Origin of the sequence: Fulvivirga ligni, from assembly GCF_021389935.1 — a bacterium.
In the GTDB taxonomy this organism is placed as follows: Bacteria; Bacteroidota; Bacteroidia; order Cytophagales; family Cyclobacteriaceae; genus Fulvivirga; species Fulvivirga ligni.
Window position 1 is genome coordinate 652,091 of record NZ_CP089979.1, and the last position, 15,848, is coordinate 667,938.

At 39.9% G+C, this 15,848-nt stretch carries 19 protein-coding genes; 12 read left to right on the forward strand and 7 right to left on the reverse strand.

Annotated features, from left to right (window positions below):
* Positions 1–122 precede the first annotated feature (122 nt).
* Complete coding sequence (locus tag LVD16_RS02885; protein ID WP_233772083.1) at positions 123–515, forward strand: VOC family protein; 393 nt, start codon at positions 123–125, stop codon at positions 513–515.
* Here LVD16_RS02885 and LVD16_RS02890 read toward each other — a convergent pair.
* From LVD16_RS02890 to LVD16_RS02900, 3 genes are all read right to left on the reverse strand, one after another.
* On the reverse strand, positions 512–775 hold the full coding sequence (locus LVD16_RS02890; protein WP_233772084.1) for a hypothetical protein: 264 nt from the start codon (positions 773–775) through the stop codon (positions 512–514). The two genes, LVD16_RS02885 and LVD16_RS02890, sit on opposite strands and share 4 nt — an antisense overlap.
* 231 nt (positions 776–1,006) lie before the next feature.
* The gene (locus LVD16_RS02895) at positions 1,007–1,810 is read right to left on the reverse strand and encodes a hypothetical protein (protein ID WP_233772085.1); all 804 of its coding nucleotides are present in this window, start codon (positions 1,808–1,810) and stop codon (positions 1,007–1,009) included.
* Entirely contained in the window at positions 1,740–2,540 is an 801-nt protein-coding gene (locus tag LVD16_RS02900) for a hypothetical protein (RefSeq protein ID WP_233772086.1), read from the reverse strand. Before LVD16_RS02900 ends, LVD16_RS02895 begins: the two co-directional genes overlap by 71 nt.
* 123 nt (positions 2,541–2,663) lie before the next feature.
* On the opposite strand from LVD16_RS02900, the gene LVD16_RS02905 reads away from it, so the two are divergent.
* Together LVD16_RS02905 and LVD16_RS02910 are read left to right on the forward strand one after the other, a co-directional pair.
* The gene (locus LVD16_RS02905; RefSeq protein ID WP_233772087.1) at positions 2,664–3,563 is read left to right on the forward strand and encodes a hypothetical protein; all 900 of its coding nucleotides are present in this window, start codon (positions 2,664–2,666) and stop codon (positions 3,561–3,563) included.
* Between the two features lie 9 nt (positions 3,564–3,572).
* Positions 3,573–4,721, forward strand: coding sequence for an aminotransferase class V-fold PLP-dependent enzyme (locus LVD16_RS02910; protein WP_233772088.1), 1,149 nt, complete (start codon positions 3,573–3,575; stop codon positions 4,719–4,721).
* Here the strand turns inward: LVD16_RS02910 and LVD16_RS02915 are convergent.
* Positions 4,718–4,906 (reverse strand): hypothetical protein, encoded by a 189-nt coding sequence (locus tag LVD16_RS02915; protein WP_233772089.1) that lies wholly within the window; start codon positions 4,904–4,906, stop codon positions 4,718–4,720. The two genes, LVD16_RS02910 and LVD16_RS02915, sit on opposite strands and share 4 nt — an antisense overlap.
* Before the next feature lie 150 nt (positions 4,907–5,056).
* Between LVD16_RS02915 and LVD16_RS02920 the strand changes: the two genes are divergently transcribed.
* Positions 5,057–5,713 carry a YciI family protein gene (locus LVD16_RS02920; RefSeq protein ID WP_233772090.1) on the forward strand — a complete coding sequence of 219 codons (657 nt, stop codon included), beginning with the start codon at positions 5,057–5,059 and terminating at the stop codon, positions 5,711–5,713.
* 7 nt (positions 5,714–5,720) lie between these two features.
* The gene (locus tag LVD16_RS02925) at positions 5,721–6,767 is read left to right on the forward strand and encodes an alpha/beta hydrolase (protein WP_233772091.1); all 1,047 of its coding nucleotides are present in this window, start codon (positions 5,721–5,723) and stop codon (positions 6,765–6,767) included.
* Here LVD16_RS02925 and LVD16_RS02930 read toward each other — a convergent pair.
* Positions 6,751–8,076: an HTTM domain-containing protein gene (locus LVD16_RS02930; protein ID WP_233772092.1), complete on the reverse strand. Its 1,326-nt coding sequence runs from the start codon at positions 8,074–8,076 to the stop codon at positions 6,751–6,753. The two genes, LVD16_RS02925 and LVD16_RS02930, sit on opposite strands and share 17 nt — an antisense overlap.
* A 12-nt stretch (positions 8,077–8,088) precedes the next feature.
* On the reverse strand, positions 8,089–8,715 hold the full coding sequence (locus tag LVD16_RS02935; RefSeq protein ID WP_233772093.1) for a porin family protein: 627 nt from the start codon (positions 8,713–8,715) through the stop codon (positions 8,089–8,091).
* 78 nt (positions 8,716–8,793) lie between these two features.
* Here LVD16_RS02935 and gldB point away from each other — a divergent pair, with 78 nt between their 5' ends.
* From gldB to LVD16_RS02970, 7 genes are all read left to right on the forward strand, one after another.
* The gene (gldB, locus tag LVD16_RS02940; RefSeq protein ID WP_233772094.1) at positions 8,794–9,810 is read left to right on the forward strand and encodes a gliding motility lipoprotein GldB; all 1,017 of its coding nucleotides are present in this window, start codon (positions 8,794–8,796) and stop codon (positions 9,808–9,810) included.
* A 25-nt stretch (positions 9,811–9,835) separates the two neighbouring features.
* Complete coding sequence (locus LVD16_RS02945) at positions 9,836–10,435, forward strand: hypothetical protein (RefSeq protein WP_233772095.1); 600 nt, start codon at positions 9,836–9,838, stop codon at positions 10,433–10,435.
* 1 nt (position 10,436) lies between these two features.
* Positions 10,437–11,180 carry a type III pantothenate kinase gene (locus LVD16_RS02950; RefSeq protein ID WP_233772096.1) on the forward strand — a complete coding sequence of 248 codons (744 nt, stop codon included), beginning with the start codon at positions 10,437–10,439 and terminating at the stop codon, positions 11,178–11,180.
* Between the two features lie 62 nt (positions 11,181–11,242).
* Positions 11,243–12,208 (forward strand): DUF697 domain-containing protein, encoded by a 966-nt coding sequence (locus LVD16_RS02955; protein ID WP_233772097.1) that lies wholly within the window; start codon positions 11,243–11,245, stop codon positions 12,206–12,208.
* Between the two features lie 125 nt (positions 12,209–12,333).
* The gene (locus LVD16_RS02960) at positions 12,334–12,849 is read left to right on the forward strand and encodes an OmpA family protein (RefSeq protein WP_233772098.1); all 516 of its coding nucleotides are present in this window, start codon (positions 12,334–12,336) and stop codon (positions 12,847–12,849) included.
* A gap of 71 nt (positions 12,850–12,920) precedes the next feature.
* The gene (locus LVD16_RS02965; RefSeq protein ID WP_233772099.1) at positions 12,921–14,285 is read left to right on the forward strand and encodes a dipeptidase; all 1,365 of its coding nucleotides are present in this window, start codon (positions 12,921–12,923) and stop codon (positions 14,283–14,285) included.
* A gap of 45 nt (positions 14,286–14,330) precedes the next feature.
* Positions 14,331–14,546 (forward strand): KTSC domain-containing protein, encoded by a 216-nt coding sequence (locus LVD16_RS02970; protein WP_233772100.1) that lies wholly within the window; start codon positions 14,331–14,333, stop codon positions 14,544–14,546.
* Here the strand turns inward: LVD16_RS02970 and LVD16_RS02975 are convergent.
* Positions 14,543–15,838: a cyclic nucleotide-gated ion channel gene (locus tag LVD16_RS02975; RefSeq protein ID WP_233772101.1), complete on the reverse strand. Its 1,296-nt coding sequence runs from the start codon at positions 15,836–15,838 to the stop codon at positions 14,543–14,545. The two genes, LVD16_RS02970 and LVD16_RS02975, sit on opposite strands and share 4 nt — an antisense overlap.
* Between the last annotated feature and the right edge of the window lie 10 nt (positions 15,839–15,848).

Here is a 15,848-nt window from a genome sequence, read left to right on the forward strand (position 1 = left end):
AATAAGTTGCAAAGTTAGAACAATAGCCTGTAATCAATAATTTTAATGCATTAAAATGAGTATTTTATAAAGATTAAAATTAAGGGACCGCAAAGGCCTTAAACATTATTAATTAACATGATATGAAAGAATTCTTGCAAATAAAAGAGAGCTGCCTGTATATCAGAGATCTGGAGAAAGCTAAAAGCTTTTATCATGATAAATTAGGCTTAGAAATTATCATGTATGAAGAGGGTAAGCATATCTTTTTCAGGGCTGGTACCTCCGTATTATTATGCTTCAATCCAAAGGATAGTAAGTTTAAGAAATCACCTCCACCACACTATGCCGAGGGAAATCAACACTTTGCTTTTGAAGTAGACACCCAAGATTACGAGAATGTTAAGCGCCAGATCGCCAATTTAGGTATTGAGATTACTGATATGATGGTATGGAAAAGTGGTCAGGAATCATTTTATTTTAATGATCCCGAAAATAATGTATTAGAGGTAGTGCCAGTTGGCGTTTGGGATTAACTTACTAATCGAGGGATAACTTTCTTCACCACTGAAGTGCCTTCATCAGACTTGGTAGAGCCTGTAGGCTGAGCATATGAGTTATAGAACCAGTCTTGGTAGTCTCGGTATTGCACACAATCACGCATTATTCCTGAAGGGGTCATAATTTTAATCATAACACCAGGATTAAGCCATTGCTGGATCGCTTCACGCTGTGCTTCTGGAAGCTCCCCCACTCTAACGTAATCTATTCCCTTGTATGTAGTAGCATCTATCATCCGTCCGCCTTTGTATTAAGTTAACAAGTTTTCACCAAAAACCATACTAATTCAGCATCTGGCTAATCACCTTTTCGGGTACTAAGTTGCTTTAGAAAACAGTGTGTTCCCAAGAAAGTTTTATTAATTATAGATTAAATTTTAAGATCATCAATAAATCCTCTTGATAACCAATGCATTACTACATTATTACTTCAGGTGAAAAAATTCAAATTTTCTGAATATTTTGGGTCATCTTCTAAATTTAAGTACGTAGGTATCAGGGTATTGAAGTCTATGGGCTTGCTGAAAACGCTCAGGATGTTTCCTTACGGCTGGCAGCAAGTATCGGAATGTATTGCCATATACCTGGTCAATTACCACATAATCTACCTCTCTTTCTTCAAGATCTTTAATGAGAGCTTCAGGATCCTGTTCAAATTTATAGCGCAGGGTGTAGGAGTCTGAGTAGAGATAAAAAAGCATAGGCTTACCACAGGCCACCGTCACTTTCTCTTTACTGTTTTTCTTTATCCAGTCGGCAGCGGCAAAATAATTTTTCCAGGCTGGTGAAATGGCCGCCTTGGCATCGTCATGTATTTTATTAATGGGAGAAAAACAGAACAACACTAAAATAGCCAAATACAACGGCTGAGGTGAAGCTTGCTTTTTCACTCCTTTCGCCACCAACGAATACAGGGAAAAGAGAGCATTTACAAAGCAAAGGATAAGAATAGGAATAATTGGAACAATGAATCTAACCCCGATCCATACGTCTGGCCATAGCATAAGAATGGCAAAATTACCTAATAAATAACCGGCTATTAGCCATCTGTATTTTGGCAATGACCACACACCGTAAATAATGAGACCAATCATAACTACACCGAAAAACCAAAGGCCTCCGATAGCTTCTGCCTGATAATCAGGAGTTCTTACAGGGAATACTGAACTTGGTATTTCCAGGGTTATGTATCTGGAAAAATTAGTCAAAAATCGATCTACAAAATCTCCAAAACCTGCCTGCCCTAAAGCTGGCTGATATGGGTTGATCATTGTAAGCTGTTTGGTGTATGATCCTCCCCCCTAAGCTTTGACCACGGATAAACCATGGCAAAAAGCCAACTACAAATGCTGCAAAATATGTGATTAGATATTTCCAATGTCTTCCAATAAGGAAAAATAGAATATATGCCCCTAATATAGCCACCCCCAGCGATCGGATATAATAAGCAAATATCATTGCCAGAATAGATATAATCAGGTGAGGGCTCTTTAATGAAAATTTCTCCAGGTCTATTTTGGTGAAACTATAGAACGAAAGTAAGCTGATGCAGAAGAAAGGCACCTCTGACATCATAATACTACCGTAGAACAGCAAATGCGCATTTAAGGTGGCTAGCAAAGTCACTACAAAGCTGAACGCATAGTTCTCGGTTAACCTTCCTAAAAATTCAAATAGCAGCCAAAGGCCAAATAGGAGCAATACCCCGTTAAATACTTTTATAAAAGTGAAACTGTCACTTACCAGCATGAGTACACTTATAATAGCCGGGTACCCTGGAGGATAGTGATTATTTGGAGTGGCCTCTTTACGGGTGATATTCACATAACCCTCACCTTGAGAAAGAGCCTTGCCCAGCATATAATATGATGCATTATCTCCTAGCATGGCTACCTTATCATCAAAGGTGTATGAGTAGGCTACGAGAAATGTAATTAATAGAATACCGAGATAGATAAACTTTTGCTTGCTGCTTTTTTTAAGCAATACTGGCTCTGTCATGCGTTTGGTTGATTGTGGTTTTATTAGGTATTGACCTCATTTTATTCCAATACCCAAAATAATTTCTAAATTAACACTATTCCAAACTTGAATATAAACTTCAGTACATAATATCTTCTAATCATGAAATACGCTATAGAATTACTATTGTCTCTTGTAATCACTTTAGCCTTTATATCATGCCATAGTGATCCATCTAAATATGACTTTAACGAGCCCTCGCCTGAATTCAAGGAGCACTGGTTTGACGGAAAAGCAGAGGTAGCTGTATATAACCTTAGCCAATCCAGGTATGGTGAAGAAAGAAAAGGAAAGGCTACTTTAATATTCGTAACTGAGCCCTTTTCTCGCTACAAGCAAGTGAAAATAGATCATGCGGAGGATGCCGGCAATGACAAGGTGAATGTGATGAAGCTCAATTTCGTGAAGAAATTTACAACAGGAGTTTACCCATACTCAATGATGCTTTCGGCCTTCACACCAGTAGAATTACAAAAAGATAGCTCCACCTTTAAAGTATCCATGAGCAGCCAGGAATGGTGCGGCCATACGTTCGCACAGCTAAATCTTAACCATGATAAGTACAAAGTATCTTTATTCTCATATTTCGAAACCGAAGGTGATGAACAGGTTGAAACTAAAAAAGTGATGCTGGAAGATGAAGTTTGGAGCAGAATACGAATTGATTACGAATCGCTGCCGCAAGGCGAATTTGAAATGTTGCCTGGGCTTTTTTACACCCGGCTACAGCACAAGCCATTAGAACCTGAAGTGGTGAATGCAAGCTTAATTAAAGATGCCAACAGCGGCCTTTATAAATTAGAATTTGAAGGCAGAACTTTGGAGATAGTTTTTAACCTTAAGTTTCCTCATGAAATAACGGCCTGGAAGGAGACGTTTGTAGGTAGAGGTGGGAAGCAATATACAACCTCTGCCCAGCTAGACCGTAAACTATTCATTGACTACTGGACTAAAAACCACAATCAAGATGCCTATTTGCGGGATTCACTGAATTTAAACTAATCAACCTTTATGTTCGAAAATACCAAAGCCGAGTTTTCACTTCCTGACAATGAAATTTTTCTCAACTGCGCTTATATGTCTCCGCTACTGAAATGTGTAGAAGAGGCCGGCATGAAGGGAATAATGAAAAAGCGAAATCCCGCTAGTATTAGCGTCGATGATTTTTTTGAAGACTCAGCACTCCTTCGCAGAGAATTCGCCAGGTTGATAGGTGCTGACAACCCCAATAGGATAGTTACCATTCCATCCGTAAGTTATGCCATATCTACAGTGGCTAATAATATACCTTTAAAACCAAAAAATAATATTGTAGTAGCTGCACAGCAATTTCCCAGCAACTATTATCCGTGGGAAAAGATTTGCAGCCATGGCCAAGCCATTTTAAAAGTGGTTAGTCCGGATGAAGGTAGCAATAGAGGAAAAAGTTGGAATAAAAATCTTCTTGAGGCCATTGATTCTAACACTAAAGTGGTGGCGCTGGGCCATATTCATTGGGCTGATGGCACCCTGTTCGACTTAAAAGCAATAAGAGAGAAAAGCAGAGAGGTGGGTGCAGTGCTCATTATAGACGGCACTCAATCTGTGGGCGCTTTGCCTTTAGATATAAAAGAACTACAGCCAGATGCACTGATATGTGCTGGTTACAAATGGCTTCTAGGTCCATATTCTATTGGTGTAGCCTATTTCGGACCATACTTCGACAACGGATCACCTTTGGAGGAAAGCTGGATAAATAGAGAAAACAGCGAAAACTTCTCAGACCTTGTAAATTACAGATCTGGATATCAGCCCGGATCATTAAGGTATGAAGTGGGTGAACATAGTAATTTCGTGCTCCTTCCTATGATGCTGGAGGCCATAAAAAAGCTAAATGAATGGGGCGTTTCGAATATTCAGGAGCACTGCCATAATATCTCCAAAGATGCACTTTTAAGGCTGGAAGGATCTAAGTTTTATACAGAGCACGCCGAATTTAGAGCAGCACATATGTTTGGCATCAAGTGTAGAGAAGAACTAGATAGTGAGTTACTAAGCAAAAAACTAAAAGAAAATCAGATCAGCGTATCAATGAGGGGCAATGCCATAAGAATAGCACCTCATGTATTTAATACTAAGGCCGACATTGAAACACTGATAGATCTCCTGTTAGAATTTTAAGCAATTTCATCTGTATCCTTTTTCCTCTTCAATATACCTATACCAGAGAAAAAGAATATTAGTCCCAGGATAGCCATTGCCCACGGACTAAGTGCTACTATATTACTTCCAAATATTCCCAGCACACCAAGTATGAGCCCGATAATGCCGACAATGGTAAGAACTAGTGCAAGATATTTAATCATAGTTATTTGGCTTTGGTTTACCCAATCATGACAAATACTATTCCTACAAACTAATTATTGATCCAATGCGTTGAAAGTTTAAAAAAAGGCTGAGTTTTGAGAAGAAGATACTCAAAATACTGTTATAATCGAGGTAATAATTCCACACCTATGAGATTTTTTATTGCTCTCTTGTTCGTTATCGCAAGCTTTTCCAGCGGTTTTGGTCAAACTAAATTCATGTTCGTTTTTCTTAACACCAATCCTTCCAAAGAAGAACTGCCTGAAGAGAAAGTTAAGAGCCTGCAGGCAAGCCACCTGGCCAATATTAAGAAGCTGGCCGAAGAAGGAAAACTTTTGGTAGCCGGGCCTTTCGATAGTGGCGGAGGTATTTTCATAATGAACACCAGTTCTGTAGAGGAGGCCAGAGAGTGGATAAACACTGACCCAGCGATAAAGGCAAACAGATATAAAATTGAAATATTACCCTGGACTCCCAGAAGAGGTTCAGCTTGTCTGGCTAAGGCAGATGCAGAATTTCAGACCTATACCTTCATCAGGTTTAATTCTTACATCACCAAATTTAATGTACGAGATGCACCAGAACTCTTCAGACAACATGACGTATACTTACAGGAAATAGAAAAAACCGGCAACGTAATTTCGGAAGGAGTTTTTGACAACAGCGATGGCACCACTTTGATTATGGAAGGAGAAGTAGCTAAGGCCGTGATCATGAATGACCCTTCAGTAAAAAACGGAATTATAATACCGGAAATAAAAAAAATATGGGTAGCCAAAGGCTCTTTCTGTGAAAATAGTAATTGATTAAAAAATGAAATTCTTAAAGTGGTTAATAGGGATCTTTGCAGTTTTAATTCTCTTTTATTTTGTGGGTCCGAAGGTAAAGGAGCCTACCCTGAACAAGGATCTGCCTGAGGTAAGTCGCTTTTTATATCAGCTGGAATCAGACATTGAAGACCATGAAAAGGCGGTAGATGGCATAAAGCCAGATAATGAAGCCCGCATAGTGTGGTATGATTCGGCTTATACAAAAACACCTTATAGCATTGTGTATTTACATGGCTTTTCCGCTAGCCAAATGGAAGGATTTCCCATGCACAGAGACCTGGCTAAAAGATACGGATGCAACCTCTACCTTTCCCGTTTACACTCTCATGGCTTGGATGTCAAGGAGCCTATGCTTGACCTTACTGTGGAAAATCTGGTGAACTCGGCCAAACATGCCATAGCCATCGGTGAGCAGCTAGGCGATAAGGTGATCTTACTGAGCACCTCTACCGGAGGTACATTATCACTATATCTGGCGGGTGGCAATGACAAAATTGCTGGCCTAATTATGTATTCACCTAACATTGATATTTATGATCCGCTATCAGACATACTCAGCATGCACTGGGGTTTACAAATAGCCAGAATTGTAGAAGGTGGCGACTATTATGAATGGGAACTCGATAAAGAAAGGCAGAAATACTGGCAAAACAGATATCGGGTAGAAGCGCTACCGCAGCTACAGGAACTATTGGAAGTGACCATGACTGAAGAAACTTTCGAAAGCGTTACTCAACCTGTATTCCTGGGTTATTTCTATAAAAATGACACCGTTCAAGATAATACCGTTTCCGTTTCGGCCATGTTGGAAATGTATGATGAATTAGGAACTCCGGAAAACCTAAAACGAAAAGCAGCCTTTCCAGAAGCTGGCCACCACGTAATAGGCTCCACCTTAACCTCTAAAGATGTACCTACCGTAAGAAAAGAGACTTTTAAGTTTATGGAAGAAGTGCTCAAAATAAAACCTGCTCCTGCAAAGGTTGAAAATGTGACTGCTGATAGCACTGCTGCTACAACTCCGATTTAAAAGGCAGCAGCCATTCGGAATGGCCGAAACGGTGCCATTCCACCTGAGCTAAATCTATTTCAGGATTATAGAGAGGATGGTATTCACCCTGATTGAGCTTCGCTTTGCCATGAGCAAAAATCTGAACATCAGGGTATCCTTTTTGAGCGTAGTCTTCTTTGAGTATTTGAACGAATTGCCAGCACATATCCGGATGGGTAGCTACTTTAGCAGATTGCTTTCTGGTGATGTATGCTATTGGGTAAACTTTCCATTCTTCTTTAGTCTTAGGATCTACCACAATAAAAAATACACTGCCAGATTTTACTCTCAGCATCATTCGCCAGGAAAGACGGTGCCCCTCCTCAGTCCAGTGAACCTCACCAGGAAAAAACCAATGCCTTAAAGGCAGCATAATTTGAAAAGCAAAATAGATTATGAATGCTCCACTTATAAATTGTTTATATCTAGGGGAATAAGTGCTCTGAGTTGTGTCTTTGAATACAGGCTTTCTTTTAAGGAAAATGTGTTTAATAAGATCTGGGTCGAAGAAAAAGATGCTTATGGCAATGCCCATGTACGGGAAAACGCCCACCTGAAAGATGGCTGAATTGAAGAGGTGGAAAAATACAGCTGCAATAAAGGCATACTTCCTGGTCTTTTTCCAGAGTAATCCTGGCCCTATAATTAGATCAAAAGCAACTCCTAAATAAGCCACCATGACCTGAAACCAGTGCTTGGCTAGTAGTGGCCCTACCAACCAATAGTCACTTTTGGCTGCAAACCATATTTCTATAGGCTCACATCTTAGCCATCCGGGGTACATCTTTGCCAAAGAAGCAAACACATAAACCACCGTCATTTGATAGGCAAATAATGACAGGCACCATTGCGGACAGCTCAAGCTTTTTAAAGCCGGCTTTCTCTTTACATCCAGAGAGGCATAGCGATGCGCCGGCATAAGCACCATGAGAAAGCAAAGAACCATCATTAAATAATAGTGATTATTATAATTGGTCTTTTGCATCAGGTATACTCCTGCCCACATAATGGCATAAATGCTCATGGAGGCGCGGTAGTATAGACCCAAAGTAATCATGACTCCTGCCGCTCCCATTATGGCGTAGTAATAATACATACCATCTCCCGGCAGCGGATGCAGCCATGAAAAATCTATAAAAGGGAAGTTATATTGAGGATCAATGAAGGCTCTTCTTACCCACCCTGTCATTATAGCACCCCAGGCCTCAGCAGTGAGCAAAAGGCCAAAGATGATTCTAAATACTATTAAAGGGCTGTTATCTACAGGCCGGAAGAGCTTGTGGAGCATCTGAAATGATTGTTAGAATTTAATACCCAGATCAATCCCCACATAATCATTCTTCAACGTAAATTTTGGCACCCCTTCAGCACGTTCCGAAACCGCATTAATAAGACCACGATTGTAAGAAAGCCCTCCGAATAAGCTGGTGTTTAAACCTATTTTATAATCAAGCCCAAAGCCCACCTGAAGCGTGGAATTAAAGAGTTTGAAGTCTTCAATCAGTTGAATTTCTGAGTCACTTTTCTCTTTTACCTTAAACTCCATAGTAGTACCCACCTGAAAATAAATACGTTTATCAAGAGCTATTTCATTAGTATAAAGTTTCAAAGCCAATGGCACTTGTAAATATTGCAAGTTATGCTCCTCCTCATGCCTTTCGGGACCTGAGGTAACCTCAAACGTAGCTCTGTTACTCACCAGAAATAAACCTGTACTTATATAATAATTTTCACTGAAAGCAATGTCTGCAAAAGGGCCGGCAGCAAACCTTAAAGCCGCACCATTACCATCAAAATTTACGTCATCAGCATCTGACGAAACTCTGGATGTGGATATAGTAGGACTAAACTTTACGCCAAGCTCTACCTGGGCATAGCTACCTATTGAAATGAATAAAAATGATAGAAACAGCAGTTTTTTTCTCATCTGCACATAATTTTTTGGTTACTTAGCAAGTTCTAAAACTTAGCTCAATTAACGTCCAAATAAACGAATAGTTTGATCATGAAAAAAGGTTTTCCACTTTTACTAATAAGCGGAGTTATAGCATTTTTTATTGTTTCGTGTAATGAAAAATATGATGAATGTGTGTTTCAGCCCGATGTGTCCGGTCAGGAAGTGAGTCTGGACTTTGAAAGACTAGATCATAAACTATTAGGCGCCAAGACCAAACCTGAGCTCAGAGAGTTTCTTAATGAATACCCGGTAATTAGAGAGTACTTCTTAAGAAGAACTCAATACCCAAATGATTCAGTAATGATGGACGCCTTGCTTATGCGTTTTCAAAATCCGCACATTGACTCCCTAAGTAAGGCCATTGATGACGTATTTGGTGATTTAAGTGAATTGAAAAGTGAGCTGAATGGAGCTTTCACCAATTTAAGATATTACTACCCGGAGGCTAAGCTGCCTAAGGTTAAGTTCGTTGCTACTGGCTTAGACAGTGACCTGTTTATCTCAGACTCTCTTATCGTAATAGGTTTAGATTACTATTTGGGCGATGGTGCTAAATACAGACCTATCGGATTATATGATTACATGCTGGAAAGATATCGTCCGAGCTATATTACTCCTTCTATTATGTTATTATATGGCATTTCTCCTAACTATAATAAAACCAACATCACTGATAAAACCATGATGGCGGATATGGTTGGTTATGGCAAATCTTTCTATTTCGCTAAGCACATGATGCCCTGTACTCCTGACAGTGTTTTGATATGGTACTCCCAGGAAGAAATGAAAGGTACTCGCGAAAATCAGGACATTGTATGGGCACATTTCCTTGAGAACCAGCTATTATATGAGACAGATCATTTGATAAAGAAAAAATATATAGAAGAACGTCCTAAAACCTACGAAATTGGTGAAAAAGCACCTGGAAGAGTTGGTACATGGGTTGGCTGGGAAATAGTAAAGCAGTATATGGCCAGAAATGAAGAGGTCACTTTACCCGAGCTGATGGAGAACACCAATGCCAGAGAAATCTTCGACAAATCTCATTATAAACCTAAAAACTAAAGCGACCGCTTAGAGTTATCTAACTATGTTAAATTCAGTGGAGGTAAGATGGGTTTTTGAGGGTAAGCTACCTGAGGTTATGGAAACATGGGCAGATACTTTTCAGGCTAAACACCAGCCCGTAAGAACTGATTATTACTTCCATAAGCATGATCAAGGAACATTAGGCATTAAGTTGAGAGAGGGAAATATTCAAATAAAGCCTTTGATTAACACTCTTTCAAAATATTCTTTCGGTGCTCATGAAGGGCAGCTAGAACAATACACGAAATGGAGCTATGCCGTGGAAGACAACAAGGAATGGTCATTCATGATACAGCATCCTGAAACGTGGGTGGAGATTACTAAGTCCAGAAAAATGACGAGGTTTACCCTGGAAGGAGGCTTTCCAGATAGAATAGAGATGGGCGTGAATGTGGAGGAAGGTTGTGAAATGGAATTATCTCATCTCTCCGTTAGAGATCAGGACTATTGGACCTTAGCTTTTGAAGCTTTTGGCACTACTCCTGAAGAAAATTTACATAAAGTTTTAAGGCATATTTTTGAGACCAGTGAGCCGCCAGTAACGCTCTCTTTGGAAAATTCTTTTGGATATGCGCAACTGATACACGATATTCAATCCTAATATGTTTTTAGCAGTAGACATCGGAAATACAAACGTGGTATTCGGACTTCATAATGGTGAAGAATGGACTACCGTATGGCGACTAGGCACAAAAGATGAAGCACAAGAGATGCTGAGCCAGTCGTTAAATACTCATTTGGCAGGCATTACCATAGACCAGGTAGCCATAAGTAGTGTAGTACCCTTTTTCACTAAGGTTCTACAAAAGCAGCTGGCTGATAAGTTTAAGATTACTCCTTATATGATTGGAGAATCCAGCTACAGTGCCCTGCCTATTGAAGTATTGCATCCTGATAAAATTGGTAGTGATTTGGTAGCAGATGCATTGGCTGGTTATACTAAGTTCAATGATGATTGCCTGGTGGTTGACTTCGGTACGGCTCTTACTTTCACCATTGTTGCCAATAAAAAGATCAAAGGGGTTAATATAGCTCCTGGTTTGAAAACCGCTATGAAAGCTTTAGCCACCAGCGCAGTAAAACTGAATGAAATTCCGTTAGAGCTCCCTGCTTCAGTAATAGGTACAGACACTACCAGCGCCATTCAATCTGGCATTTTATGGGGTTATGTAGGTCTGGTGGAAAAAATGATCGAAAGAATAGAGGATGAGTTAAAGACTGACATGAAAGTGATTGCTACGGGCGGTCTTTCTAAAGTTCTAGAACCTCTACAGGCTCAGTTTGACACCATTGATGGAAACTTAACATTAGAGGGAATTAGACTTATTTATGAAGCTAATCACTAAAATTAGCTTCATAACCAAGCGCATCTGAAACCTTTTGCTGGTTTTCTCTGTCTAATAAAGTAATGTTTAAGCAGCTGAAAACCATCGGTCTATTAGTATCTGTAGCCCTTATTGTGGGCTTCATACTTTTCGCCATTAATCAGATTATAGCATTTCATGCTAATCTTACCACGGTAAATCCTACCTTGGCTTGGCTGGTTACGGGCTTTATCAGCATTACCTTGCTGCTGCTCATACTTATTCCGTTCGTGCTTATTCTTAGGCTACCCAAATCTGTGGCCTATCCTACTAACATGGAGGATGAAGAACGGTACCACACCATCTTAAAAGCACGCCTAAGAAAAAATCGCCTGATAAAGAAGTCCGGGATTGATATTGAAAAAGAAGATGGCCTAAAGACCGCTTTGGAATTATTGAATCAAGAAGCTCAATCTGTTATTAAAGCAACCGCTAAAAGTGTTTTTCTTACCACCGCTATTTCTCAAAATGGCAAATTAGATGCGCTTACTGTATTTGTAACCCAAAGCCGGATGATTTGGAGAGTAGCTCACATTTACTGGCAGCGCCCCTCCATCAAAGATATGATTACGCTTTATGGTAATGTGGGTGCCACTGCCCTCATCGCTTCTGAGCTTGATGAAATAGACATTACCCGACAGGTAGAACCTATCATTAACGCGGTTCTACGCAGCCCGGGAAGGTCAATACCAGTTATAGGTCATGCCGCCCACATTATTACAGATAGTTTATTGGAAGGCTCCACCAATGCCTTCTTAACGTTAAGAGTTGGCATAGTGGCACAGAGATACTGCGGCTCATGGGATGTGGCTGATAGAAAGTCGATTAGAAGAAATTCTTTCGTAACGGCTTCTGTACTACTTAAATCTTTAGTGCTGGAATCATCAGGAAAAGTGATTACCAGTGTAATGAATGCCATTAAAGATGCGGGCAAAAATACCTTTAAAACCAGCATGAAAGGTATGACTGGCATTTTCAAGAAAAAGCAGGAAATAGAGGTCAAAGAGTAATCTCTTCATCGGCCTCATCAACGGGCTGTCTGTTAATTCCCCCACTGATCGATATCGGGCTTCATTTATGAAACGGACTTCTAAATTAATTGGTTGATGTAGCAATTAATTGAACTTTTTCGACAGTGAAGCACTTTAAGATCTTTGTTTTTGTCCTGTTGGCTTTTAATATTTTTTCTTTACTTGCTCGTCCTTCTGGAAGCACTATAGCTCAGGAGAACAGTACACTTCAAGAGAGCACTGACAGCACGCTGCGAGTGTATTTTTATCTTGACGCCTCTGTAATGATGCCCAAGTCCAAAGAAACTTTGGAAAGGGTCATGAATTTCATGCTTGAAAATGAAGAAGCGGAAATTTATGTTCACGGCCACACCAATGGAAACCATACCGGACCAATTACAGTGATAGGTAGTGCCAATGATTTCTTCCATCTAGATGAGGTTCATAATAAAAGTATTTACGGTTCTGCCCGAAAGCTTTCAAAAATAAGAGCCCAGACCGTGAAGGAATATCTTACCACCCATGGAATAGACAATAAAAGAATTCACCCAATTGCCTGGGGTGGAGATAAGATGCTCTATACCAGTGATGGAGATAAACAATGGCATAATGCCCGAGCCGAAATAGAACTTGTGCCCTAGCTCCTGTGCCAAGAATTGGCATAATTGACATTATCCGGCTACCTTTGGGATTCTTAATAAATCCCATTAAAATGACTAGTAAAGAATATATTGAAAGTAATAAGCAGAAGTTTCTTGATGAGCTTCTGGACCTTTTAAGAATACCATCTGTAAGTGCCGACCGCAAGTTTAAAGACGATGTGCTTAAAACTGCAGATGTTATAAAGTCTCACCTTGAAAAAGCGGGAGCCGATAATGTAGAAGTTTGTCCTACAGCTGGCTACCCAATTGTTTATGGTGAAAAAATCATAGATGAAAGCCTACCTACCGTATTAGTTTACGGTCATTATGACGTACAACCTGCTGACCCATATGAGCTTTGGGATTCACCTCCTTTTGAGCCTGTTATAAAAAATGATAAAATCTACGCGCGTGGTGCCTGCGATGATAAAGGCCAGATGTACATGCACGTAAAAGCCTTCGAAACCATGATGGCTACAGATACGCTTAGCTGTAACATCAAGTTTATGATTGAAGGTGAAGAGGAAGTAGGATCTGATAACCTTGGCATCTTTGTGAAAGAGAACAAAGAGAAATTGGCCGCTGATGTTATTCTTATTTCTGATACAGCGATCATTTCTAACAATGATCCATCTATCACAGTGGGTCTTAGAGGACTAAGCTACCTTGAAGTAGAAGTAACAGGCCCTAATAGAGATCTTCACTCTGGAGTTTATGGTGGCGCTGTGGCTAACCCGATCAATGTTCTATGTGAGATGATTGCCTCGCTAAAAGATGAGAACAACCACATCACCATCCCAGGATTTTATGATAAAGTGGCCGAGCTAACTGCTGATGAAAGAGCAGCTATGAATAAGGCGCCATTTAATCTTGACGAATACAAAAAAGATCTTGATATAGATGATGTACAAGGCGAAGATGGATTTACAACTTTAGAAAGAGTGGGCATAAGACCTACGCTGGATGTAAACGGAATCTGGGGCGGCTACATTGGTGAAGGAGCCAAAACTGTATTGCCATCTAAAGCTTACGCTAAAATTTCAATGAGATTAGTGCCTGATCAGGTATCAAAAGAGATAACTGAGCTTTTTACTAATCACTTTAAATCTATCGCACCAAAGTCTGTGAAAGTAAAAGTAACGCCTCACCATGGTGGTGAAGCCGCTGTTACTCCAACAGATTCACCTGCTTACCTGGCAGCCAGTGCAGCATTTGAAGAAGCTTGGGGCAAAACTCCAATCCCTACACGTGATGGTGGTAGTATTCCTATTGTAGCCCTTTTTGAAAAAGAGCTAAAAGTAAATACTGTACTTATGGGCTTCGGATTAGACTCTGATGCTATCCACTCGCCGAATGAGCACTATGGCCTTTTCAATTACTTCAAAGGAATTGAGACCATCACCATGTTTTACAAGCACTTTGCGAAGCAAAAATAAATAAACGAAAGGAGGCCTATCAGCCTCCTTTTTTGTTTAATTATTATGCATCGAAAATATGTGAAATCTAGTGTTATAGAGTCTATTGGCTACCGGCAAGTATCAGAAACCTTAGAAATTAAGTTTTTAGACAGCGGCGATATCTATCAATATTTTGATGTGCCCAATCAGGTTCATTTTGACCTCATGCATTCTATTTCTAAGGGTCAATATTATAATGAGTACATTAAAAACTACTACGAAGAGAGCAAAGTGACTTAAATCTCCTTGTTGTGCTGAATGTTCTCTCTATTCCTCTTCTCGGCTTCCTCTTTTATTGGCCCTGCAATGTCAGGGAACTTCATAATTACCTCATCAAAAGTAGATTTTTCCAGCTTATAAAGGTCACAGTAGTCTTTAGCTATGATAGTGGCCGTTCTTCGCTTATGTTCAAAAAGAGCTATTTCTCCCAGGAATGAGCCTGGTTTAAAGGTGCTGTATTCTTTATTTCGCTGGCGATCCATCGCCATAAGTTCACCACTAAGAACAAAATACATTCCATCTCCTTTGTCACCTTCTTCAAACAGCACCTGGTCCGGGGTAAGCACCACCTGGGTCAAATGCATGGCTATCTCAGTAATGAAGGCCTCGCTGGCATCTTCAAAAAGATAAATTTTTTCAATTGCATCTCTTTTTAACTGTAAAGAAAGCTCTCGCTGAAGGTTTCTGGGTAAGCCCGCCAAGAAAGTAGATTCATCATAACCCATCCTTTTTCTCCATTGATAAGTATAGAAGTAATGAATCTCTCGCTGGAGCTTTTTGCTAATATTTCTGTATCTCACTAAAGCTGAGAGTCTATCCATATTTTCAAAGTAGCGTACGGTAGCAGGATCTTTTCTGGTAAGAAAGCCGGCGATATTACCAATGATATAACCAAACACACCTACTCCCATCACCTGCAAACATATCGCATAGATATATTGTGCATTAGTATTAGGCGTGATGTCTCCATAACCGACAGTGGTTAAGGTGGTACTAACCCAATAAAGTGCCTTTAAATAATTACCGAAAATATTCTCTGTATACTCTACTCCTCGCAGTGCCAGCCACCCGCAGGTAAGCCAGTGGGTACCGATGACAAACCAGTAAAAGAAGAAGATGATGGTCAGTGAGTTGCCATACTTCACTTCTCTGGATCGGAAGTAACGCATGAGAGCGGCTATCTTGACCAACTTAAAAACCCTAAGCAGTCTAACCACAACATTAGGAATGAATAACCCATAAGGAAAGGCCAAAAGTATATCGAAAATCACCCAGCCATGCATGTAATTCTTCGCTACTGATTTATCTGCCATGAGAAAATCATCCTGAATATACCTGATTTGAAAATAGCTGATGGGGATGTCTATAATGAAAATAACATTGGCCACCCAATACCAAAGCATATAATTAATATCGTCTTGAATATAGAAAACCATGTCTAATGGTTTCAGAATGGCCAATATTGCAGCTCCGAAAGCTACAATGATATTCCACACGATAAAGAAAAAATTCCCGTCCAGATTCCTAAACATAATGCCTATA

What these genes read in the sequence shown, in the direction of transcription:
- LVD16_RS02905 (WP_233772087.1), top strand. Translation starts at nt 2,664, where the DNA reads ATGAAATACGCTATAGAATTACTATTGTCTCTTGTAATCACTTTAGCC.
- LVD16_RS02925 (WP_233772091.1), top strand. Translation starts at nt 5,721, where the DNA reads ATGAAATTCTTAAAGTGGTTAATAGGGATCTTTGCAGTTTTAATTCTC.
- LVD16_RS02885 (WP_233772083.1), top strand. Translation starts at nt 123, where the DNA reads ATGAAAGAATTCTTGCAAATAAAAGAGAGCTGCCTGTATATCAGAGAT.
- LVD16_RS02945 (WP_233772095.1), top strand. Translation starts at nt 9,836, where the DNA reads ATGTTAAATTCAGTGGAGGTAAGATGGGTTTTTGAGGGTAAGCTACCT.
- LVD16_RS02915 (WP_233772089.1), bottom strand. Translation starts at nt 4,906, where the DNA reads ATGATTAAATATCTTGCACTAGTTCTTACCATTGTCGGCATTATCGGG.
- LVD16_RS02900 (WP_233772086.1), bottom strand. Translation starts at nt 2,540, where the DNA reads ATGACAGAGCCAGTATTGCTTAAAAAAAGCAGCAAGCAAAAGTTTATC.
- gldB (WP_233772094.1), top strand. Translation starts at nt 8,794, where the DNA reads ATGAAAAAAGGTTTTCCACTTTTACTAATAAGCGGAGTTATAGCATTT.
- LVD16_RS02920 (WP_233772090.1), top strand. Translation starts at nt 5,057, where the DNA reads ATGAGATTTTTTATTGCTCTCTTGTTCGTTATCGCAAGCTTTTCCAGC.
- LVD16_RS02950 (WP_233772096.1), top strand. Translation starts at nt 10,437, where the DNA reads ATGTTTTTAGCAGTAGACATCGGAAATACAAACGTGGTATTCGGACTT.
- LVD16_RS02910 (WP_233772088.1), top strand. Translation starts at nt 3,573, where the DNA reads ATGTTCGAAAATACCAAAGCCGAGTTTTCACTTCCTGACAATGAAATT.
- LVD16_RS02955 (WP_233772097.1), top strand. Translation starts at nt 11,243, where the DNA reads ATGTTTAAGCAGCTGAAAACCATCGGTCTATTAGTATCTGTAGCCCTT.
- LVD16_RS02895 (WP_233772085.1), bottom strand. Translation starts at nt 1,810, where the DNA reads ATGATCAACCCATATCAGCCAGCTTTAGGGCAGGCAGGTTTTGGAGAT.
- LVD16_RS02935 (WP_233772093.1), bottom strand. Translation starts at nt 8,715, where the DNA reads ATGAGAAAAAAACTGCTGTTTCTATCATTTTTATTCATTTCAATAGGT.
- LVD16_RS02975 (WP_233772101.1), bottom strand. Translation starts at nt 15,838, where the DNA reads ATGTTTAGGAATCTGGACGGGAATTTTTTCTTTATCGTGTGGAATATC.
- LVD16_RS02970 (WP_233772100.1), top strand. Translation starts at nt 14,331, where the DNA reads ATGCATCGAAAATATGTGAAATCTAGTGTTATAGAGTCTATTGGCTAC.
- LVD16_RS02930 (WP_233772092.1), bottom strand. Translation starts at nt 8,076, where the DNA reads ATGCTCCACAAGCTCTTCCGGCCTGTAGATAACAGCCCTTTAATAGTA.
- LVD16_RS02965 (WP_233772099.1), top strand. Translation starts at nt 12,921, where the DNA reads ATGACTAGTAAAGAATATATTGAAAGTAATAAGCAGAAGTTTCTTGAT.
- LVD16_RS02890 (WP_233772084.1), bottom strand. Translation starts at nt 775, where the DNA reads ATGATAGATGCTACTACATACAAGGGAATAGATTACGTTAGAGTGGGG.